The sequence below is a fragment of the Streptomyces sp. NPDC051243 genome (genome assembly GCF_044455405.1).
Classification (GTDB): Bacteria; Actinomycetota; Actinomycetes; order Streptomycetales; family Streptomycetaceae; genus Streptomyces.
The window spans coordinates 176,935-197,731 of record NZ_JBITES010000005.1 but is presented as its reverse complement, the minus strand read 5'-3'; the positions used below and the strand labels follow the sequence as shown (position 1 = coordinate 197,731).

The 20,797-nt window shown below is 72.3% G+C and carries 20 protein-coding genes; 12 read left to right on the top strand and 8 right to left on the bottom strand.

Features of this window, described 5'->3' with window-relative positions:
• The first annotated feature begins 47 nt into the window (after window positions 1-47).
• A complete protein-coding gene (locus tag ACIBAG_RS14640; RefSeq protein ID WP_399104815.1) occupies window positions 48-809 on the top strand; it encodes an SDR family NAD(P)-dependent oxidoreductase in 762 nt (253 codons plus the stop codon).
• A gap of 7 nt (window positions 810-816) precedes the next feature.
• Here the strand turns inward: ACIBAG_RS14640 and ACIBAG_RS14635 are convergent, their stop codons facing one another.
• On the bottom strand, window positions 817-1,608 hold the full coding sequence (locus tag ACIBAG_RS14635) for a glycoside hydrolase family 75 protein (RefSeq protein WP_399104813.1): 792 nt from the start codon (window positions 1,606-1,608) through the stop codon (window positions 817-819).
• Between the two features lie 415 nt (window positions 1,609-2,023).
• Between ACIBAG_RS14635 and ACIBAG_RS14630 the strand changes: the two genes are divergently transcribed.
• Together ACIBAG_RS14630 and ACIBAG_RS14625 are read left to right on the top strand one after the other, a co-directional pair.
• Window positions 2,024-3,010 (top strand): fibronectin type III domain-containing protein, encoded by a 987-nt coding sequence (locus ACIBAG_RS14630; protein ID WP_399104811.1) that lies wholly within the window; start codon window positions 2,024-2,026, stop codon window positions 3,008-3,010.
• Window positions 3,011-3,177: 167 nt separating this feature from the next.
• Entirely contained in the window at window positions 3,178-3,717 is a 540-nt protein-coding gene (locus ACIBAG_RS14625) for a hypothetical protein (protein WP_399104809.1), read from the top strand.
• 177 nt (window positions 3,718-3,894) lie between these two features.
• Here the strand turns inward: ACIBAG_RS14625 and ACIBAG_RS14620 are convergent, their stop codons facing one another.
• Both ACIBAG_RS14620 and ACIBAG_RS14615 read right to left on the bottom strand, forming a co-directional pair.
• A complete protein-coding gene (locus ACIBAG_RS14620) occupies window positions 3,895-4,446 on the bottom strand; it encodes a PadR family transcriptional regulator (RefSeq protein WP_399104807.1) in 552 nt (183 codons plus the stop codon).
• A gap of 53 nt (window positions 4,447-4,499) precedes the next feature.
• Window positions 4,500-6,515: an FAD-dependent oxidoreductase gene (locus tag ACIBAG_RS14615; RefSeq protein ID WP_399104805.1), complete on the bottom strand. Its 2,016-nt coding sequence runs from the start codon at window positions 6,513-6,515 to the stop codon at window positions 4,500-4,502.
• A gap of 87 nt (window positions 6,516-6,602) precedes the next feature.
• Between ACIBAG_RS14615 and ACIBAG_RS14610 the strand changes: the two genes are divergently transcribed.
• Both ACIBAG_RS14610 and ACIBAG_RS14605 read left to right on the top strand, forming a co-directional pair.
• Window positions 6,603-6,920 (top strand): DUF2716 domain-containing protein, encoded by a 318-nt coding sequence (locus ACIBAG_RS14610; protein ID WP_399104803.1) that lies wholly within the window; start codon window positions 6,603-6,605, stop codon window positions 6,918-6,920.
• Between the two features lie 92 nt (window positions 6,921-7,012).
• A complete protein-coding gene (locus ACIBAG_RS14605) occupies window positions 7,013-8,173 on the top strand; it encodes a M20 family metallopeptidase (RefSeq protein ID WP_399104801.1) in 1,161 nt (386 codons plus the stop codon).
• Window positions 8,174-8,202: 29 nt separating this feature from the next.
• On the opposite strand, the gene ACIBAG_RS14600 is transcribed toward ACIBAG_RS14605, so the two are convergent.
• Window positions 8,203-8,580: a hypothetical protein gene (locus tag ACIBAG_RS14600; RefSeq protein ID WP_399104799.1), complete on the bottom strand. Its 378-nt coding sequence runs from the start codon at window positions 8,578-8,580 to the stop codon at window positions 8,203-8,205.
• A gap of 144 nt (window positions 8,581-8,724) precedes the next feature.
• Window positions 8,725-9,597, bottom strand: a complete 873-nt coding sequence (locus ACIBAG_RS14595) for a hypothetical protein (protein WP_399104797.1) — start codon at window positions 9,595-9,597, stop codon at window positions 8,725-8,727.
• A gap of 269 nt (window positions 9,598-9,866) precedes the next feature.
• Between ACIBAG_RS14595 and ACIBAG_RS14590 the strand changes: the two genes are divergently transcribed.
• A complete protein-coding gene (locus ACIBAG_RS14590; protein WP_399104795.1) occupies window positions 9,867-11,945 on the top strand; it encodes a SpoIIE family protein phosphatase in 2,079 nt (692 codons plus the stop codon).
• Between the two features lie 151 nt (window positions 11,946-12,096).
• Window positions 12,097-12,855: a hypothetical protein gene (locus ACIBAG_RS14585; RefSeq protein ID WP_399104793.1), complete on the top strand. Its 759-nt coding sequence runs from the start codon at window positions 12,097-12,099 to the stop codon at window positions 12,853-12,855.
• Here the strand turns inward: ACIBAG_RS14585 and ACIBAG_RS14580 are convergent, their stop codons facing one another.
• Complete coding sequence (locus ACIBAG_RS14580) at window positions 12,856-13,680, bottom strand: putative protein N(5)-glutamine methyltransferase (RefSeq protein ID WP_399104791.1); 825 nt, start codon at window positions 13,678-13,680, stop codon at window positions 12,856-12,858.
• Between the two features lie 303 nt (window positions 13,681-13,983).
• On the opposite strand from ACIBAG_RS14580, the gene ACIBAG_RS14575 reads away from it, so the two are divergent.
• From ACIBAG_RS14575 to ACIBAG_RS14565, 3 genes are all read left to right on the top strand, one after another.
• Window positions 13,984-14,589 carry a sulfite oxidase-like oxidoreductase gene (locus ACIBAG_RS14575; RefSeq protein WP_399104789.1) on the top strand — a complete coding sequence of 202 codons (606 nt, stop codon included), beginning with the start codon at window positions 13,984-13,986 and terminating at the stop codon, window positions 14,587-14,589.
• 91 nt (window positions 14,590-14,680) lie between these two features.
• Window positions 14,681-15,427, top strand: a complete 747-nt coding sequence (locus ACIBAG_RS14570; RefSeq protein WP_399104788.1) for a ferredoxin reductase — start codon at window positions 14,681-14,683, stop codon at window positions 15,425-15,427.
• A gap of 76 nt (window positions 15,428-15,503) precedes the next feature.
• Entirely contained in the window at window positions 15,504-16,088 is a 585-nt protein-coding gene (locus ACIBAG_RS14565) for a hypothetical protein (protein ID WP_399104786.1), read from the top strand.
• A 93-nt stretch (window positions 16,089-16,181) separates the two neighbouring features.
• Here ACIBAG_RS14565 and ACIBAG_RS14560 read toward each other — a convergent pair whose 3' ends face one another.
• A complete protein-coding gene (locus ACIBAG_RS14560; protein ID WP_399104784.1) occupies window positions 16,182-17,561 on the bottom strand; it encodes an 8-oxoguanine deaminase in 1,380 nt (459 codons plus the stop codon).
• A 103-nt stretch (window positions 17,562-17,664) separates the two neighbouring features.
• Between ACIBAG_RS14560 and ACIBAG_RS14555 the strand changes: the two genes are divergently transcribed.
• Both ACIBAG_RS14555 and ACIBAG_RS14550 read left to right on the top strand, forming a co-directional pair.
• Window positions 17,665-18,633, top strand: a complete 969-nt coding sequence (locus ACIBAG_RS14555) for an acetylxylan esterase (RefSeq protein ID WP_399104782.1) — start codon at window positions 17,665-17,667, stop codon at window positions 18,631-18,633.
• Window positions 18,634-18,738: 105 nt separating this feature from the next.
• Complete coding sequence (locus ACIBAG_RS14550; RefSeq protein WP_399104780.1) at window positions 18,739-19,905, top strand: serine hydrolase domain-containing protein; 1,167 nt, start codon at window positions 18,739-18,741, stop codon at window positions 19,903-19,905.
• A gap of 79 nt (window positions 19,906-19,984) precedes the next feature.
• Here the strand turns inward: ACIBAG_RS14550 and ACIBAG_RS14545 are convergent, their stop codons facing one another.
• Window positions 19,985-20,782: an acyl-CoA thioesterase gene (locus ACIBAG_RS14545; protein ID WP_399104778.1), complete on the bottom strand. Its 798-nt coding sequence runs from the start codon at window positions 20,780-20,782 to the stop codon at window positions 19,985-19,987.
• Window positions 20,783-20,797 lie beyond the last annotated feature (15 nt).

Below are 20,797 nucleotides of genomic sequence, written 5' to 3'. Positions count from 1 at the left end.
GCAACGGACAGCGGACAGCGGACAACGGACAACGGATGGAGCACTTCATGAGCGGCGGACTGGACGGACGCGGCGTCATCGTCACCGGAGCGGGATCGGGCATCGGGCGCGCGGCCGCGCTGGCCTTCGCCGAGGAGGGCGCCCGGGTCGTGGTCGCAGATCTGAACGCCGAGGGCGCCGAGGCCGTCGTCAAGGAGATCGAGCAGGCGGGCGGCGCCGCGGTCGCCGTCGTCGGCGACCTGAGCGAGCAGTCCGTCGTCGACCGGGTGGTCGAGACCGCCGTCGAGCGTTTCGGCGGTGTGGACGTCCTGGTGAACAACGCCGGGATCATGGACCGCATGTCGGCCCTCGCGGACGTGACCGACGCCGAGTGGGAGCGGGTCATCCGGGTCAATCTCACCGCCCCGTTCCTGCTCACCCGGGCGGCGCTGCCGCACATGCTCGAGGCGGGCAGAGGCGCGATCGTGAACACGGCGTCCGAGGCCGGCCTGCGGGGCAGCGCCGCGGGCGCCGCGTACACGGCGTCGAAGCATGGCATGGTGGGGCTGACGAAGTCGCTCGCGGTGATGTACCGCAAGCAGGGGATACGCGCGAACGCCATCGCCCCGGGCGGCACTCGGACCGGGATCGTCGTGGACGCCGCGCAGGACGCCCACGGGCCGGCGGCTCTCGGCCCCCACTTCGTCAACCTCGGCAGACTGGCCCAGCCCGAGGAGCAGGCCGCCGCGATCGTGTTCCTCGCCTCGGACGCGGCGAGCAACATCAACGGCGTGATCCTGCCGGTCGACGACGGCTGGTCGGCGGTCTGACACCCCCTCAATGCCTGCGCGGGGCAGGGCGGTGGTCGTACACGGACCGCTCACCGCCCCGCGCGGCTTCCTCGCCCCGCACTTCTCGTGCAGCCCGCACGACTCGCTCGCCCCGCACGAACTCCCTCGCCAGCCGCTCGCCGGCCGTCACGACCGCCGCGCGGTCCTCGATGGGCGTCACCGGCTCGTCCGTGAAGACGATGTAGGTGACCCCGGAGGCCGTACCGCCGCTGTGCGGGTCGGCCGGGATGCCGAGGGCCTCGGCGGTGGCGTACGACGCCTCGCCGATCATGTCGCGCGGACCGACGTCGCCGACCACCGCGTACAGCACCTGACCCCGGTAGACGACAGCCGCGACCGAACCGCCGCCGATCCCTTGGTCCCGGTGGTTCCAGACGCCGCTCGGGGCGGGCACGACGATGTACGGGAGGCGTTCGGCGCTCGGGTAGCGTCCGTCGGACTGCTGAAAGGCCGTCGCGGCGGAGAAGTAGGGATCCGTACGGCGGTTGCAGCGGCCGGTGGGCCGCCCGTCGCAGTCGATGTCCATATCGGCCTTCCAGAACACCGCGCCCGGCACCCCGCAGACCGGGATCGTCGCGGGCGTGTTTCTGTCGGTGCGGTAGCTCCCGCGGGACACGGACGCGCAGTCACGCACCTTCGACAGCAGGTCAGCGGCGCTGACGTCGGACTCGCGCCGCGCCATGGGCCCCGACTGCGGGGCGGGCGGCGGGGTGGGCAACGTCGTCGGAGCGAGCAGGGCGGCACTTGCCGCCGCCAGCGTCAGCGACCGGACACGCACAACAAGGACCCTCTCCTCAGGAAAACTGACGAGCACTCAGCCCGAAGCATTATCAACAGGGCACTCAGCTAATCTGATGCCGTTCGGATCATGCTGCCACCAGTGAGGCCCTGCGGCGCAGACCCCGGCGACACGACGGAAAGCCTCAGGAACCTCCGGCAGGGGCCGGGGGCCCGGGCCCGCGAGGGAACCCGGCCCCCCGGCCACCCGCGTCCGGCGCGGGAACAGCGACGACAGCGACCCGTGCCGACGGCATGAACTCCCGCATCCTCAGGGATAGTTCAGCCGCGAGGAGCTTCAGCATACGTAACTCCCGAAGCGGGTCGCCAAATGACCGCCCTCTTGATGTGATCGCGACAGCCGAGCCATATTGGTCCGGACCATTGCCGCGAGATCGCCCCCGGGAGGCAGTGTCGTGCGACGTACCTTCGTTCCCATTTCGAGTTTCTGTGCGATCGCACTGCTGTCCTCCTGCGTGACCTCCTGCGCCTGGAGCGGGGCGGACGAGGAGGGCGGCCGGCCGCCCGGGGCGCCCACGGGTGTCACGGCCGCGGCCGGCAGCTCCACCAGCGTGCACGTCATGTGGAACGCCGTCTCCGCGGACCGCGGCGTCCGCGTCTACGAGGTGTATCGGGGACCTACGAAAGTCAAGGAAGTGCCGGGTTCCGCACACATGGTGGACGTCACCATGCTCAAACCGTCCACCATGTACGCCTTCACCGTGCGGGCCCGTGACACCGACGGACGGCTCGGTCCGCCGAGCAAGGAGGTCCGGGCGAGGACTCCCGAAGCCGTGGCCGCCGACCGCTCCGCCCCGACGCGTCCGGGAAAGGCCCATGGCCGGGCGGTCGGCAGCCGGGCGGTCCAGCTGTCGTGGTCGCGGGCGACGGACGACCGGGATGTGGTGTCGTACGACATCCATCAGGGCGGCGCGAAGATCCACAGTGTGGGCGGGAACCAGACGGCGACCGTGGTCACCGGTCTTCGGCCCGGCACGCGCTACTCCTTCACCGTCCTGGCCAGGGACGCGGCCGACAACCTCTCACCCGCCTCGACGGCCGTCCGCGTCACCACACCGGGCACCGACGACGGGCGCGGCACCGCGCCGACCGCCTTCCGCGCCACGACCCATCGTGAGGACGGGGCCTACCACCTCGACCTGAGCTGGGTGCCGCCGCGTACGGACGGCGTGGTCGTGGAGTACCAGGTCCAGCTCGACGGCCGTACCGTCACCTCGCTGGTGTACGGCGGGGACGCGCCGCGCGAACGGGCCGCGTACAGCTTCTACCTGGGGCCGGAGAAGGGGGTCGGCCACCGGGTACGGATCCGGGGCAGACTACCGGACGGCACCTGGGGCGGCTTCTCGGCGGAGCGGACGGTGACGACGGGCGCGCGGGGCTGAGGCCGGGCCCGGCGTCCCCCGGATGCAGCAGTCCGTCACCTGTCCGGTTCAGGCCCGCATGCGGGCCGGGCCCGGGGCGCGTTGGCTGCCCCTGAGGCAGCACGGGCGTTCCCGATCCTCGGCGGCGCCAGGGATGTTCCGCCGACCGTGCCGCCGGAGGGCATCCCATGCGCAACTCATCGCTACTCCTCCGCTCGGGCCTGACCGTGGCAGCCGCCTCCGTACTTCCCCTCGTCGCGGCCGCCGGTCCGGCCACCGCGGGCCCGGGGATCTCCGTGAGCACCACCGGGTCAACGGTCTCCGTCACGACCAAGGCGTGCACCAACGTCAACGGCAGCTGGGGCACCGCCTCGCTGCTGAACAGCAGGCAGTCGAACTTCGCCCAGGGACGGCAGGTCTCCCTGTCGGGGACCGAGGCGCTGCAGTCGGCGGCCTGGTCGAGCGTGAGCGCGGGCACCTACACCGTCATCGTCGTGTGCTCCAACGGCGTCACGGCGGGCACCCAGTCGGTCATCGTCTCGGGCCCCACCCCGGCCCGCACGGTCTCCGCCACGGCCTCCCCGTCGCGCGGCGTCATGGGCGGCATGGGCGGCTCCTCGACGGACTACGGCACCCTGACGCTGGTCGGCGGCGGGATCCTGGTGGGCGCGGGTGGTCTGGCGACGGCCTGGTTCCTGCGACGCAAGTCGAAGCCGTACCGGCTCTGAGGCCGGGGCCGAAGCCCGGCCGACCTCTGAGGCCGTGGGCCGAGGCCCGGCGGCCCATGAAGTTCCTGGCCCGAAGCCCGGCGGCCCCTGAGGTCCGGGTCCGAGTTCGGGCGGCCTCCAGGCACTCGGCAGGAGCCCTGCCGAGTACCTGAGCCCGGCCTGTTCCCCCTGCCCGGCTCACGCCCCCTCGTGACCCGGCAGTTCCGCGAACTCCTCCAGGGCGCGCGTGAGCCACTGCGTCCAGAAGGTCTCCAGATCGATCCCGGCGCGCAGCACCAGGTGCCGCAGCCGGTCCTGGGAACTGTCCCTGCCGGGCGGGAAGTCCCGCTTCTGGATCTCCTCGTACTCGGCCAACTGCCGTCGGTGCAGGTCGAGATGGCGCCGAAGGTCGGCCTCGATGCCCTCGGTGCCCACGACGGCCGCGGCACGCATCCGCAGCAGCAGCGTGTCGCGGTGCGGCCGGGGGTCCTGGGACGCGGCGGTCCAGCGGGCCAGTTCGGCCCGGCCCGCGGGCAGGACCTCGTAACTCTTCTTCTGCCCACGGGCCGGCTGCTCGCTCGGCAGCGTGCGGATGAAGCCCTCCGTCTCCAGTTTTCCCAGCTCGCGATAGATCTGCTGATGTGTCGCCGACCAGAAGTAGCCGATCGACTTGTCGAAGCGGCGGGTCAGCTCCAGCCCCGACGACGGCCTTTCGAGCAGGGCGGTGAGGATCGCGTGCGGGAGTGACATGGGCTCATCCTAGGGACGCGAGGTCGTCGTCCCACGAACGCGATCACCGGTCCCTACAGGCTCGCCGCCAGTTCCGTGCCCTGCTTGATGGCGCGCTTGGCGTCCAGTTCGGCGGCCACGTCGGCGCCGCCGATGAGGTGCGCGCTGCGGCCCGCGGCGAGCAGCTCCTCGTACAGGTCGCGACGCGGTTCCTGCCCGGTGCACAGCACGATGGTGTCGACCGGGAGGACGGTGCTCTCCTCGCCGACGGTGACGTGCAGTCCGGCGTCGTCGATACGGTCGTAGCGCACACCCGGGACCATGGTGACGCCCCGGTGCTTGAGCTCGGTGCGGTGGATCCAGCCGGTGGTCTTGCCGAGACCGGCGCCGACCTTGCTGGTCTTGCGCTGCAGCAGGTGGACGGTGCGCGGCGGGGCGGGCCGCTCGGGGGCGGCGAGGCCGCCGGGGCCCGTGTAGTCCATGTCGACGCCCCACTGACGGAAGTAGGTCGCCGGGTCCTCGCTCGCCTTGTCGCCGCCGTCGGTGAGGAACTCGGCGACGTCGAAGCCGATGCCGCCCGCGCCGAGGACCGCGACGCGCTCGCCGACGGGGACGCCGTCGCGCAGCACGTCGAGGTAGCCGACCACGCTCGGGTGGTCCACGCCGGGGATGTCCGGGGTGCGCGGGGTGACACCGGTGGCGACCACGACCTCGTCGTAGTCGGCGAGGTCGCCGGCCGACACCCAGGTGTTCAGCCGTACGTCGACGCCCTGCCAGTCGAGCTGGTGGCGGAAGTAGCGCAGCGTCTCGTCGAACTCCTGCTTGCCCGGGACCTTGCGGGCCACGTTCAGCTGACCGCCGATCTCGCTCGCGGCGTCGAACAGCGTGACGTCGTGGCCGCGTTCGGCCGCACTCACGGCACAGGCGAGGCCGGCCGGTCCGGCACCCACCACCGCGACGCGCAAGCGCCGCCGGGTCGGGGACAGCGTCAGCTCGGTCTCGTGGCAGGCGCGCGGGTTGACCAGGCAGGAGGTGATCTTGCCGCTGAAGGTGTGGTCGAGGCAGGCCTGGTTGCAGCCGATGCAGGTGTTGATGGCCTCGGGCTTCCCGGCGGCGGCCTTGGCGACGAAGTCGGGGTCGGCGAGCATCGGGCGGGCCATCGACACCATGTCCGCGAAGCCGTCGGCAAGCAACTCCTCGGCCAGTTCGGGGGTGTTGATGCGGTTGGTGGTGACGAGCGGGACCGACACCTCGCCCATCAGCCGCTTCGTGACCCAGGTGTACGCGCCGCGCGGCACCGAGGTGGCGATGGTGGGGATGCGCGCCTCGTGCCAGCCGATGCCGGTGTTGATGATCGTCGCCCCGGCGGCCTCGACGGCCTTCGCCAGCGTGATCACCTCGTCGAGCGTGGAGCCGCCGGGGACGAGGTCCAGCATGGACAGCCGGTAGACGATGATGAAGTCCTCGCCGACGGCCTCGCGCACCCGCCGGACGATCTCGACCGGGAAGCGCATGCGGTTCTCGTACGAGCCGCCCCAGCGGTCGGTGCGCCGGTTCGTCTGCGTGGCGATGAACTCGTTGATGAGGTAACCCTCGGAGCCCATGATCTCCACGCCGTCGTAGCCGGCCTGGCGGGCGAGGCGGGCGGCGCGGGCGTAGTCGTCGATGGTCCGCTCGACGTCGGCGTCGGTGAGCTCGCGGGGCGGGAAGGGGCTGATCGGCGCCTGGAGCGGACTCGGCGCGACGAGGTCCTGGTGGTAGGCGTACCGGCCGAAGTGCAGGATCTGCATCGCGATCCGGCCGCCCTCGCGGTGCACGGCCTCGGTGATGACCCGGTGCTGCTCGGCCTCCGCCTCGGTGGTGAGCTTGGCACCGCCCTCGTACGGGCGCCCCTCGTCGTTGGGCGCGATGCCACCGGTGACGATGAGCCCCACTCCCCCGCGGGCGCGCTCCGCGTAGAAGGCGGCCATGCGCTCGAAGCCGCGCTCGGCCTCCTCCAGGCCCACGTGCATGGAGCCCATGAGGACGCGGTTGGGCAGCGTGGTGAAGCCCAGGTCGAGCGGGCTCAGCAGGTGCGGGTAACGGCTCATCGGGGCCCTCCGTGCGCGGTGTCGTGCCTGACGTAGTTGTAGAGGACCCCGACGCCTTTATGCAACTAGTTGCACAACCGTGGAGGGGTGACACTGGCCACGGACACCGGAGCCTCGGAAGATCCCGCGGCCGAGCTGCCCGATGCCGAGGAACGACGCGTCTGGGACCGCTTCCTCGCGGAGTTCGCCTTCCAGCCGCGCATGAGGTCCGCCGTCAAGGAGCCCGCCGCGTCGGCCATCTGGAGTCTGGCGGCGCTTCCCGGCCCGGGCCACGAGCGTGTCGACCGCCTGGTCGAGGTGGTCAAGCGGGGGCCGGCCTCCTGCGTGGGCCCGCAGGGCGCGCTGTTCTCGCAGGTCCTTGGCCGGCCGATCCGCAGGTCCGGCAAGGCAGTGGGTTCCGTCTGAACCGACGATCCGCCGGTCGAAGCCGCTCGGACCTCGTGTCCGGAAATGCGGACGGAACCCTGCCACCGGCCGCCCTCGGGCACAGTGACCCCATGACCGCACACGCCGATGTGATCGATCTCGCCCAGCGGCTGATCCGCTGCCCGAGCCGCGCCGGGATCGACGACTACGGGCCCGTCCTGGGCGTCCTGGAGGACTGGCTCAGCGGGCGGGGGCTGCCGTATCGCCGACTGCACGGCGGCAAGAACGCCGCCGTCGGTCTGCTGATCGAGGTCGCGGGTGGCCGGCCCGGTTCCTGGTGGGCGCTGGACGCCTGCGTCGACACGGCCCCGTACGGCGAGGAGGCCGCCTGGTCGTTCGCGCCGGACTGCGGCGAGGTCGTCGACGGCTGGCTGCGCGGCAGGGGCGCCGCGGATTCCAAGCTCGCCGCGGCCATGTTCTGCGGCATCGCGGCCGAGCTCCACGAGCGGGCCCGCGACCTGCGCGGCGGGCTCGCAGTACTCCTCGACGTGGACGAGCACACGGGCGGCTTCGGGGGTGCTCGCGCCTACCTGGCCGATCATGACGCGGTTCGTCCGGCCGGGGTGATGATCGGATACCCGGGGTTCGACGAGGTCGTGGTCGGCGGACGGGGCCTGTGGCGGGCCACGATCGCGGTCCACGCGGCCTCCGGCCACTCCGGGTCCCGGCGCACGACGCCGGGGGCCGTCTCCCGCGCGGCACATCTCGTGCGCCTCCTGGAGGAGGCCGAACTCCCGGGCGCGGACGGGGAGTTCCCGTTGCCGCCGAAGCTGACGGTCACCTCCTGCCACGGCGGGCAGGGCTTCTCGGTCGTGCCCGACCTGTGCGAGCTGGGCGTCGACATCCGCACGACTCCGGGCTTCGACGCCCCGGCCGCCGAGGGGCTGGTCCGTGAGGCGGTGGGCGAGCTGGACGCGCAGCTGCCCGCCCCGAGGCCGACCACGCTCACCCGGGTGGCCGCCTGGCCGCCGTACCGGCTGACCGAGGACCAGCAGCCCGCGGCGGCACTGCTGGAAGCCGCCCGCCGTCAGGGCCTCACCGTCCGACCGAAGACCGCCGGCCCCTCGAACATCGGCAATCTGCTCGCCGGCGAGGGCATCCCCGCCACGGCGGGTTTCGGAGTGCGGTACGAGGGGCTGCACGGCGTGGACGAGCGGGCCTGTCTCGCGGATCTGCCCGCCGTCCACGCCGTCTACCGCCGAGCCGTACTCGGCCTGCTGGGTTCGTCCTGACCGAGCTGGTCCCCGCCGGCCCCGGTCGGCTACAGACCGGGGCGGCTCTTCAGCACCACGTGCAGCTCCCGCTCCTGATCGCCCGAGGCCGAGGTCAGGTCGTGCACCGTGAACAGGGAGTCCAGTGTGTTACGGAGCCGTTCGATGGCCCAGTAGCCGCCCTGCGCGTCGGCCTCGACGGTCGACGACAGCCGTGCGGGCGGCGGGCACTCGTGCGCGTCCGTGACCTCGAACGTCCCGAGCCAGACCATGGGCCGCGTCTCGTGGAGCTGCTGCGGCACGTCGTCGGGGCCCCGGTCGGACTCGAAGCAGGCGCACAGCGTGTCGAACACGATCTTGGCGTCCTCCTTGCTGCATCCGCTGATCTCGACGGAGACGGGTTCCTCGTGCAGTCGTTCACGGTCCATCGTGATCGCTCCTCTCGTGGCCGCCGCGGTGCCACGGGTAGCCCGCGGAACCGGTCCCCAACCCCAAGAAAAGCACCACGGACGGCGGAGCACTAGCGGCGGAACCGTCCCCTCCACGCCGTCCCGGCCGTATGCCGGCCGGCCTCAGCCGCGCGTGAACCGGTACGTCTTGCTGTCGGTCAGCACACAGAAGCCCGGGGAGAGGACGATCACGCGCAGGGTGCCGGTACGGCGGTCGTAGTCGATGCCCTCCGTCTCGAACTCGCCCGAGCAGGAGCTGCGCAGCGGCAGCCGGCGCAGGGCCGTGACATGGCCGGTCACGTCGGAGGTGCCCGGCTCGGCGCTGAGGTCGATCTGGAGCAGCGGCTTGGTCATGCCGAAGAGGGTGCCCGCGGGGTCGTCGGACGAGCAGAGCAGTGTCGTGGCGTTCAGGAAGTCGCAGCCCTGGATGTCGCGTACGGCATGGTCCAGGCGGATGCTGGACGTCCAGGGGAGGTTCGCCGAGGGCGACGTACCGGGGTTGACGCCGGGGGTCGGGTGGACCAGCAGGCGGGTCATGGTGCCCCACTCGCCCGAGACCATCCACTGACCGCCGGGCGTGATGGCGACGAAGGAGTTGTTCAGCGCCTCCCCGGAGCCCAGCGCATGGACGTATTCCGACCAGGTCCCGTCCGGCGCCTGCACCCGGAACATCTTCGCGCTGCCCGAGTCCGCCTGGTACGGCTCGACGTAGTAGCCGTTGTAGGAGGCGTCGGGGTCGCCGACGTGGTTCCAGCCGCGGCCGCTCACCGAGGTGGGGATGGTGCCGATGCCGGTGTAGCGGTTGGGGCTGTTCGCCGGGACCTCGACGGAGGTCAGGCCCTGGCTCTCGGTCAGGGGGTCGGCGCGGTCGGAGCCCACCTCCGTCCAGGTGTCGGCGGCCCGCGCGGGCGTCGCGGTGGACAGTACGGCGGCGGAGGCGAGGGCGACGAGGCCGGTGAGAGCGGCATGACAACGTTGCCGGGCGCGCAGGGCCATGGAAGGGACTCCTTGGGGGGTGGGAGCGTGTCGGCGCACAGTCTGGCGGGACCTTGTGGTCATGTACAGACCAAGAAAACGAACGTGCGCTGTCTGATCGGCCACAGTCACGTGCGCCGGTGACCGCTTCGGCGGACGTTCCCCGCCGTGTTGAGGGATGGTGGAGGTGAACGACCAAGGGGGCCCGAATCCGGTTGAACGCGGTAGAACAAGGGGAGTCGGCACGGGGGAACGGCGTGCCGCGAGGATGGGCGAAGGCGGTGCGTGGGATGTCTGCAGCCGAACGTCCCGTGCCGAAGGGCCAGGAGCCCGTGCGCGGGCCGGTGGGGCCGAGCGGGCTGCTCGACGTGCTCGGCGTGGCCTCGGTCGTACTCGACGTCGAGGGGCGCATCGTGCTGTGGAGCCCCCAGGCCGAGGAACTGTTCGGCTATGCGGCGCGCGAGGCGCTGGGCCAGTACGCCGCCCGGATCATGGTCCATGAACAGCACCTGGACCTGGTCGTCAAGCTGTTCTCCGATGTCATGGAGACCGGTGAGGGCTGGGCCGGGGCCTTCCCGATCCGGCGCAAGGACGGCAGCACCCGGCTGGTGGAGTTCCGCAACATGCGGCTGCTGGACGACGAGGGGGACGTCTACGCGCTGGGCCTGTGTGCCGACCAGACGACCGTACGGCGCCTGGAGCGGGACGTGGCGCTGTCGACGCGGACGATTGCGCAGGCCCCGGTCGGCCTGGCCGTCCTCGACACCGACCTGCGGTACGTCTCGGTCAACGAGGCGCTGGCACAGCTCAACGGCATCCCCGCCGAAGACCACATCGGCCACACGCCGCGCGAACTGCTGCCGGACATCGACGCCGACGCCATCGAGGCGGCGCTGCGCCAGGTGCTGCGGACCGGTGACCCGATCATCAACCAGCGCATCGTGGGCCGGACCCCGGCCGATCCGGACCGGGAGCACTTCTGGTCCGTCTCGCTCTACCGGCTCGAGGACACGACGGGGACCGTGCTCGGCGTCGCCGGCATGGCCGTGGACATCACCGAGCAGCACCAGGCCGCCGAGGAGGCCGAGACGGCACGTAGGCGCCTGGCTCTCATCGCCGACGCCTCCGCGCGGATCGGCACCACGCTCGAGCTGGAGATCACGGCGCACGAACTGGCCGACGTCGCCGTGCCGGAGCTCGCCGACGTCGCGGCCGTCGACCTGCTCGAAGCCGTGGTGGAGGGCAGACGCAGCACCCTCGGCCCCTCCGAGTCGGCGGTGATCCGCGCCCTGGCCGTCGAGTCCGACCATGTCACCGTGGCCCTCGCCGCCGCCGACCAGCCCGGCGAGGTCGCCCGCTACGGCCCGGACCGCCTGGTCACCGAGTGCGTGCGCACGGGCAGCCCCGTGATGGTCGCCCGGGTCGAGGAGAAGGACCTGCTGCGGATCGCCCGCTCCCCCGAGGCCGCTGTCCAACTCGGCCGTGCGGGCGTGCACTCGTATCTGGCGGTGCCGCTGATCGCGCGCGGCGAGGTGCTCGGCGCCCTCGACCTCAAGCGCACCCGCAATCCGCTGCCGTTCAGCGAGGACGACCTGCTGCTCGCCCGTGAACTGGCGGCTCGCGCGGCGGTGCAGATCGACAACGCCCGCTGGTACCAGAACGCCCGCGACACCGCCCTGACCCTGCAGCGCAGCCTGCTGCCCAGCCATCCGCCGGTGACCGGCGGTCTGGAGGTCGCCTCCCGCTACCAGCCCGCGGGCGCCAGCGCCGAGGTCGGCGGCGACTGGTTCGACGTGATCCCGCTGGAGGGCGGCAAGACCGCGCTCGTGGTCGGCGATGTGATGGGCAGCGGCATCGACGCCGCCACGACCATGGGCCGGCTGCGCACCGCGACCCACACCCTGGCCTCCCTCGACCTCGAACCGACCCGGCTCCTGGAGCACCTCGACAAGATCACCGAGGGTCTCGACCACTCCATCGCGACCTGCGTGTACGCCGTCCACGACCCGCGGCTGCGGCAGTGCCGCATCGCCAACGCGGGCCATCTGCCACCGGTCCGGGTCCGCCGCGGCCACGACCCGGAACTCCTCGAACTGCCCACCGGAGCACCGCTGGGCGTGGGCGGCGTCGCCTTCTCGACGACGACCGTCGACCTGGAGCCCGGCGACCAGCTGGTGTTCTACACGGACGGGCTGGTCGAGACCCGCCAGCATCCCCTCGACGAGCGCCTCGACGCGCTCCTCGAACTCCTCGACGACCCCGACCGGCCCCTGGAGGAGTGCTGCGATCTCCTCCTGCGCACTCTGCACCAGCCCGACAACTCCGACGATGTGGCGCTGCTCATCGCCCGTGTGCTGCCGCCTGGTTGACAGTACGGCGCCGAGGAGCGGGGCTACCTGACGTCCGTCCCCCCCCCGTTTTTCACAGGAACTGATTACTGGTTCCTTACCGTCCGCGACCCACAATCACAGCAACGCATGGCATGGGGATGCCGGGTGCCGTGACCGATGGGAGCGAGCCGTGAATCACGATCCGGATCGGGGACACCACGCCGGCGCGGAGCCGGACGGCACAGAATTCGAGGTCCTCACGGGGCCGGGCGGTCCGGAGGGGGAGCGCACCCGGGGTACGGCGCTGCGCGGGCGCTGGCAGCGGCAGTCCGTCCGGGCCCGGGCGGTGACCGCGGCGGCGACGGTCGCCGCACTGACCCTCGGCGGTACGGTCGCCTACGCCGCGACCTCGTCGGGCTCCGGCGACGGCGCCTCGGCCGCGGCCACCGGGTCGGCCTCGCCGTCACCCGACGCGCCGGGCGAACCGCACGGGCACGGCAGGTGGTTCGGCTTCGGCGGAGGCGCCGTGCACGGTGAGGCCACCGTCAAGGACCCCGACACCGACGAGTGGGTCGTACGGATCTGGCAGCGCGGCACCATCGAGAAGGTGGACGGCGACCAGGTCACCGTCCGGAGCGAGGACGGCACCGAGTGGACGTGGACCGTCGGCTCGGACGCCACCGTGCGTCACGACGGGGACAAGGGCTCCGGCACCGGCGACCTCGAGAAGGGCGAGAGCGCCTTCCTGGCCGGCACTCGCTCCGACGACGACACCCGGACGGCTTCCCGCGTGTTCGCGGGCACGTGGGAGGACTGGAAGAGGGACGAGGACGGGAAGAAGGACCGAGGGCCGGGCGACTGGCGGGGCACGTTTCCCGGACCTCGCCACTGGGACTGGCGGGTCCCCGACCCCTCTCAGAGTGCTTCGAAGAGCGGCGCGGCGGCCTGATCAGAACTCGTTGCCGGGCTGATTCAGGCCTACCACGACATTCGCGTACAGCTCCTCCGAGACGGCCAGGCGCGCCGACAGTCCGCTGCGGGTAAAGGCTTCCAGGGCCGCCGGCGCCTGGCGTTCGCTCGTCTCGATCAGCAGGCAGCCGCCAGGGGCGAGCCATCGAGGCGCCTCGTCGGCCACCCGGCGCAGGACGTCCAGCCCGTCCGGACCGCCGTCCAGCGCGACCCGCGGCTCGTGGTCGCGGGCCTCGGCCGGGAGGAGACCGACCTCGCCGGTGGGCACGTACGGCACGTTGGCCGCGAGGATGCCGACGCGGCCCCGCAGACTGCCGGGCAGTGCCCCGAACAGATCGCCCGCGTGGACCCGCCCGCCGAAGGGGGTCACGTTACGGCGGGCGCAGCTCACCGCCGCCGGGTCGATATCGGCGGCGTGCAGCTCGACCCGGCCGAGTGCGGCGGCCAGCGCCACGCCGACCGCGCCGGAGCCACAGCACAGGTCCACGACGACGGAGGCGTCGGGGGCATGGGCAAGGGCCTGTTCGACCAGGAACTCGGTACGGCGGCGGGGGACGAAGACGCCGGGTGCCACGGCGATACGCAGACCGTGGAACTGGGCCCAGCCGACGACGAGTTCGAGGGGCAGGCCGGTGACACGGCGGTCCACCATGGCCGCCAGTTCGTCCGGGGTTCGGGCGGCGGCCAGGATCAACCGGGCCTCGTCCTCGGCGAAGACACAGCCGGCGGCCCGGAGTGCGGCCACGACGGCGTCGTGCGTGAGCGGCGAAGAGGCCGAGGGCGAGGAAGAAGACAGAGGGGGCATGGATGCCGAGAGCCTTTCGGAAGCCGAAGGGTGCTCTCGCGGGCGCCTACTGGCGGTGATCCGCGCCGATTCGAGGTGGGAGCACCCGAGCTGACACAGCGGTAATGGGTCTCACCTCCCGCGCTCCGCACACCGGGACCCTCCCGGCCGGACGGCCACCCTACCCCAACGATCACTCAGCGCTCCCGGCCTTTCCCGCACCTACGGTTGAACGAACGCTTCACCCGTACGGTTGAATGAGCACGTACTGATCACGCTCGACCCACGGGCCGTCGCCCCTGGCGGCCTGGAGGCACCACCCGTATGAACGTCACCCGAGGCTTCACCGGACGCCCACGCGTCCAGAACACCGGCCTGCCGCCCGGCCAGTACGACGCGGGTGACGACTGGCCCGTCCTCTCCGCCGAGGTCACGCCCGAGCTGACGCCCGCCGAGTGGTCCTTCCGCGTCGACGGTCTGGTCGAGGAACCGCGCACCTGGAGCTGGGAGGAAGCGCACCGGCTGCCGGCGTCGGAGTACGCGGGCGACATCCACTGCGTGACGAGCTGGTCGAAGTTCGGTGTGCGGTTCGGGGGCGTGTCGCTGGACGCCTTCCTCAGTGTGGTCCGGCCCCATGTGTCCGCCACACATGCCGTCGCCTATTCGCACACCGGGTACACCACGAACCTGCCGCTCGCCGACCTCACCGGCGGGCGGGCCTGGATCGCCTGGGAGTACGACGGGAAGCCGCTCGCCGCCGAGCACGGTGGGCCGGCCCGGCTGCTGGTGCCGCATCTGTACTTCTGGAAGAGCGCCAAGTGGATCGCGGGCCTGCGGATCCTCGACCACGACGAGCCGGGGTTCTGGGAGCAGAACGGCTACCACGCCCGCGGCAACCCCTGGGAGGAGCAGCGGTACTCCGGTGACTGAGGCACTTGGAACGAGCCCGGCGGCGGAGGGGATCGGTATGACAGGGGCGACGGCTGCGACTGCGACTGCGACTGCGACTGCAGGGAACGAGATGTTCACTCCCCCGACCCGGTTCGCCGTGCCCGGCCGGATCGCCGTGAGCGGCCAGGCCGCCGCGGTCTGGCAGACCGCGACCATCACGGAGATCCGCCGGGAGACCCCGCGCGCCGCCACTTTCCGTCTCGCGGTCCCGGCGTGGGCGGGGCATCTGCCCGGTCAGCACCTGATGCTGCGGCTGACCGCCGAGGACGGCTATGTGGCTCAGCGCCACTACTCGATCGCATCGGCGCCGGACGATTCCGGCCACATCGAGCTGACCCTCGACCACGTCGAGGGCGGTGAGGTCTCCGGCTGGTTCCACACGACGGCCGAGCCCGGTGACACGGTCGAGGTGCGCGGCCCGCTCAGCGGCTTCTTCGCCTGGCCCGGGGACCGGCCCGCGTTGCTGATCGGCGCCGGCTCCGGTGTCGTGCCGCTGATGTCGATGGTGCGGCACCACCGCGCGCGGGGCCTGGACCTGCCGTTGCGGCTGCTGGTGTCGGCGCGCACCCCCGAGGAGCTGATCTACGCGCGGGAGTACGGCGCGGAGACGACGCCCGTGTTCACACGGAGCGCGCCGGAGGGTGTGCCGGTGGGACGTATGGCCGCAGCACATGTGGCGCCACTCCTGGCCGAGCAGCCTCCCGGTGGGTGGGAGGCCTATGTGTGCGGCTCCAATGGATTCGCGGAGCACGCCTCACGGCTGCTCGTGGCGGCAGGTCAGCCCGTGGACCGTATCCGGATCGAGCGCTTCGGCTGATCAGCGGCCGGTCCTGGGGAGGTGTTCGTCCGGGATCGTCAGGAACGATGTCCGGTGCGCGGGGTACCCGCACGCCATGCGAAGCCGGGTGCGTGGCTGGCGCCGGCGGCCGAATCCGCTGCGGCGCCGGTCGGATGTCGTGGAGGCGTGGGCCCTGCGGGCCGTGACCGTCCTGCTGGTCGTCGTCGCGCCCCTGGTCGGGGTGGTCGTGGGCTGGTGGGCCCATGACGACGCCCGGACCACGGCCCGGGAGCACCGCGCCGGTCACCGTCATGTCCGGGCCGAGGCGGTCGGCGCGGCCGCGGACGCGTTTCCCCCGGCGCAGGGCGGACGGCAGCCGTCCGCCGAGATGACGGTCCGCTGGACGGAGCCCGGAGACGGTCCGCGTACCGCCACCGCGCGCGTTCCGGCCGGCACCCGGGCCGGTGAGCGGGTCGACGTGTGGCTGGACGACCGGGGCCGGAGCGTGCCCCCGCCGCCGGACGGCACGGCGATCTGGCAGCACACCGTCGTCCTCGGCGCCTGCGCGACCGGCGGCGCGGTCGCCGTGATCCTCCTCGGCCACTGCGCCGTACGGCATGCGGCGATGCGTCGTCGCCTGGACGAGTGGGAGCGGGAATGGGCCCGCACCGAGCCGGCGTGGACGGGCCGTCGGGCGTGAACCGTGCGGGCCGTTCGTCCGCTTCCGGTACAGGCCGCGCCCTCCTGTGGGTGGCTCGTACGGCCGTCTGCTTCGTCCGCCGTCCGTCGTCGGCTACGCGCCGCTCTGCATCCGTTGTGCGATGCGGGCATGCGCGCTCAGGGCGTCCGCCAGGCCGGTCAGGCGGGGCTCGCCGCGGTCGACCAGGACCCGGCCCGCGACCACCGTGGTCCAGGCCCGCGCGGGGCCGCAACGCAGCCACGCCTCCACGGGATCGCTCAGCGCACCGGCCAGCGCGACCTGGTGCAGGTCCCAGACGACCAGGTCGGCGCAGGCCCCGGGCCGCAGATGGCCCAGCTCGTCGTCGCGGCCGAGGCAGCGCGCCGAGCCGCGGGTGGCGATGTCGAGGGCGTCACGGGCGGTCATCGCGCCCGGTCCGCCACGGTAGCGGCCCAGCAGCAGCGCGGCCCGGGTCTCCATCCAGAGGGAGGCGTGGTCCGTGGAGGCGGAGCCGTCGCAGCCGATGCCGACCGGCAGGCCCAGCTCGCGCATCTCCCGCACGCGCGCGGTGCCGCCGCCGATGAGCATGTTGGAGCTGGGGCAGTGCGCCACGCCGACACCCGCGGCCGCGAGGCGGCGCAGCTCGGCGTCGTTCGGGTAGATGCAGTGCGCGACCCAGCTGCGGTCGCTCATCCACCCGGTCTCCTCGAAGTACTCGACGGGCCGGCAGCCGTACGTCTCGAGGCAGTACGTGTCCTCGTCGTGGTCCTCGGCGAGGTGCGTGTGCAGCCGAACGTCGTGCCGTTCGGCGAGTTCGGCGGTCGCGGTCATCAGTGACCTGGTCACCGAGAACGGCGAACAGGGCGCGAGCGCGACCCGCACCAGCGCGCCCGGCTCGGGGTCGTGGTACGTCCTGATCAGACGCTCGCTGTCGGCGAGCACCTCCTCCTCGGTCTGGGTGACGCTCCTCGGCGGCAGCCCTCCGTCCTCGACGGAGCGGGTCATCGAGCCACGGGTGGCGTGGAAGCGGAAGCCGATGTCGCGGGCGGCGCGGATCTCGGCGTCGACGAGGCGGGGGCGGGGATGGACGTAGAGGTGGTCGGACGACGTGGTGCAGCCGCCCATCAGCAGTTCGGCCATGCCCACGTACGCCGACACGTACGCGGCCTCCTCGTCGAGGTCCGCCCAGAGGGGATAGAGGGTGGTCAGCCAGTCGAACAGCGAGCCGTTCACGGCGGGCGCGTACGAGCGGGTGAGGTTCTGGTAGACGTGGTGGTGGGTGTTGATCAGGCCCGGGGTGACGAGCCGGCCGGCCGCCGAGACGGTCGTGCGGGCCTCGGGCTCGCTCCCGGCGGCCCCGACGCCGGTCACCCGACCACCGCTGACGGCCAGCCAGCCGCCCCGGATCTCCCGCCCTGCCTCGACGACGAGCAGTTCGGCGTCCCTGACCAGCAGTTCCGCGGCCGGGACCGGGGCATCGACGGCAGACGTCATGGCGCCATCGTAGGTGCTCCACGCGGCAGGGATCTGGCGAGTCGTCCGATCACCCACGTACGGTGTGATCATCCGCAGTCACCTTTAGCAAAGGCGGTCCTCCATGGCCCTGTTCGACCTTCCGCTCGACGAACTGCGCGAGTACCGCAGCGAGTCCGTCGAGCCCGAGGACTTCGACTCGTTCTGGTCCAAGACCCTCGAGGAAGCGCGCGGGCACGATCTGGACGCCCGTTTCGAGCCGGTCGACACGGGGCTGTCCACGGTGCGGGTGTACGACGTGACGTTCGCCGGGTACGGCGGTCACCCGGTGAAGGGCTGGCTGCGGCTGCCCGCCGGGGCGACGGAGCCGCTGCCGCTGGTCGTGGAGTTCATCGGCTACGGCGGCGGGCGCGGTCTGCCGCACGAGAACCTGCTGTGGGCGTCCACGGGGCGCGCACACTTCATGATGGACACGCGCGGCCAGGGCAGCGCGTGGGGCGCCGGTGGCGGGACCCCCGACCCGGTGGGCGCCGCGCCGGCCTACCCCGGTTTCATGACCCGTGGCATCGACGCGCCCGAGAACTACTACTACCGCAGGGTGTTCACGGACGCGGTCCGCGCCGTGGAGGCGGCCCGCTCGCACCCCCTGACCGACGCCTCGCGCACGATCGCGCTGGGCGCCAGCCAGGGCGGCGGCATCACGATCGCGGTCGGCGGCCTGGTGCCGGACCTGACGGCGATCGCGCCGGACGTGCCGTTCCTGTGCGACTACCCGCGCTCGGCGACCATCACCGACCGCCACCCGTACCGCGAGATCGGCCTCTACCTCAAGACGCACCGCGGCCGCACCGAGGAGGTCCTGCGCACCCTGTCCTACTTCGACGGCGTCCATTTCGCGGCCCGTGGCCGGGCGCCGGCGCTCTTCTCGGCGGCCCTGGAGGACCAGACCTGCCCGCCCTCGACCGTCTTCGCGGCGTTCAACGCCTGGGCCCACGACGAGAAGGCCATCGAGGTCTACGACTTCAACGACCACGAGGGCGGAGGTCCCTTCCACGAGGCGGCCAAGCTGAAGTGGCTGCGCTCGCACGCCTGAGAGCGTCCGGGACCTTCCACCCAGTCCGACCAGTCGGTACGTTCAGGAAGTCCGGGTCGCCCCGCTGCGGCCCGGCTCTTCCTGCGGACGACGAGGGGTGGGCTCATGGCGGAGCACGAGGCGCGGGTGCACGGGCACTGCGATCCGCGGTTCGCGGCGGTGCGGACCGCGTTCGAGGCGAACTTCCGGGAGCGCGGGGAGCTGGGCGCCGCCGTCGCCGTCACGGTGGACGGGCGGAGCGTGGTGGACCTGTGGGGCGGCTGGGCCGACGCGGCCCGCAGCCGCCCCTGGGAGCGCGACACGCTGGTCAACGTATGGTCCACGTCCAAGGGGCCGACGGCCCTGTGCGCGCACATCCTCGCCGACCGGGGACTGCTCGACCTCGACGCCCCGGTGGCCGCCTACTGGCCGGAGTTCGCCGCCGCGGGCAAGGACCAGATCCTCGTACGGCACCTGCTGTCGCACCGCGCCGGCCTGTCCGGGCTGCGTGAGCCGCACTCGCTTCAGCAGCTCTGCGACTGGGAGTTGACGACTCGGCGGCTCGCGGCGATGGAGCCGTGGTGGACACCCGGGACGGGGTCCGGGTACCACGCGCTCACCTACGGCTTCCTGGTCGGGGAGGTCGTACGGCGGGTGTCGGGTCTGCTCCCCGGGGCCTTTCTGGAGCGGGAGGTGACCGGTCCGCTCGGCATCGACTTCGCGATCGGGTTGCCGGAGAAGGACTCCGGGCGGGTGGCCGAGCTGGTGCAGCCACCCGTCGCGGCGACCAGTGAACAGGCCGCGATCTTCAGCCAGTTGGCGCCCGCCGCCCTGGCCGCGCTCGCCAACCCCGCGGTGGGCGCGGCGCAGGCGAACTCGCCCGAGTGGCGGGCCGCCGAGATCCCCGCCGCGAACGGCCACGGCACGGCACGGGCCGTCGCCGCGCTGTACGGAATCTTCGCGGGCCGGGGGTCGTACGACGGCCACCGCGTCCTCTCCCCCGCGGCGGCCGAGCGGGTGCGCGAGGGGCAGGGCAGCTGCCGCGACCTGGTGCTCGGGGCCGGGTTCGAGAGCGAGACCGAGGTCGGCCTCGGCCTGTGGCTCAGTGGGCCGAACGGCTCGTACGGGCCCAACCCCCGGGCCTTCGGACACGACGGCTTCGGCGGCTCCTGCGGACTGGCGGATCCGGAGGCCGGGCTGTCGCTGGGCTATGCGATGAACTCCATGGGACCTCATATCGCCGATGACCCGAGGAAGATGGCGCTCGTGGACGCCGTGTACAGCGCCCTGTGACGCTCGGTCGGCACGGGCCGCCCCGGCTCGGGATGGGGCAGGCCGGCCCCCGCCAGGAGGTGTGTCGTGTCTTCCCTGCCTACGAGTCGGCGTCGCCGACGGCAGGCCGAGAGCGCACGACCCGCGACTGACGGGCCAGCGCCAGCAACCCGCCGTCCGCCGACCAGACCGCACTGTCGTCGACCGCCCAGCCGCTGCTCGCGTGTGCGGTACGGATGCGGACGAGCGCCCAGCCCTGGTGGGTGTCGTCGAGGGCGTCGGTGAGGTGGACGGTGAGTTCCGCGGTGGGCACCGGGCGTGGGGTGCGCCAGCGGGCGTACAGCGCGGGCGGGAGGACGTCGGTGAGGGTGACGGCGGCAGGCGCGTCGATGGCCCGGCCGTCGAGGAAGCGGATCCATGCCGTGAGCTCGGCCTTGTCACCGCCGGCGAGCGGGCGGTCCCCGGTCGCCGGACGGATCTCCAACTGCCGGGCGAACGGGGACAGTTCGTCAGGGAGCTCCAAGGAGCGGCAGTCCTGGGGCCCGGGCACGTCCGGGGCCGGGTGCCCGTCGTACGCCGGCCCGGGGCGCCCCGCGCCGAACAGCGCCGAGCCGACGAGGACCGGTACCCCGTTCTGGTGGCCGGTGAAGACGCAGGTCGCCGTGCGACGGCCGACTGCGGCCGGTGCCGTGCCGGAGAAGTGCAGCGGGCTGTCGTCGACCGGCGCCAGATGGTGCGTGGTCAGGGTGCGGACCGGGTGGGCGCCGCCGGTGAACCGGTCGCGTACGGCGGTCAGGGCGAGGGCGGCCACATGGCCACCATGGGCCCCCTCCCAGGACCACCACCGTGGGTCGATACGGATCTCGGAGTCGGTCGTCAAGGTCACGGAGCCCACCATAGCCAGGCGAGTTGG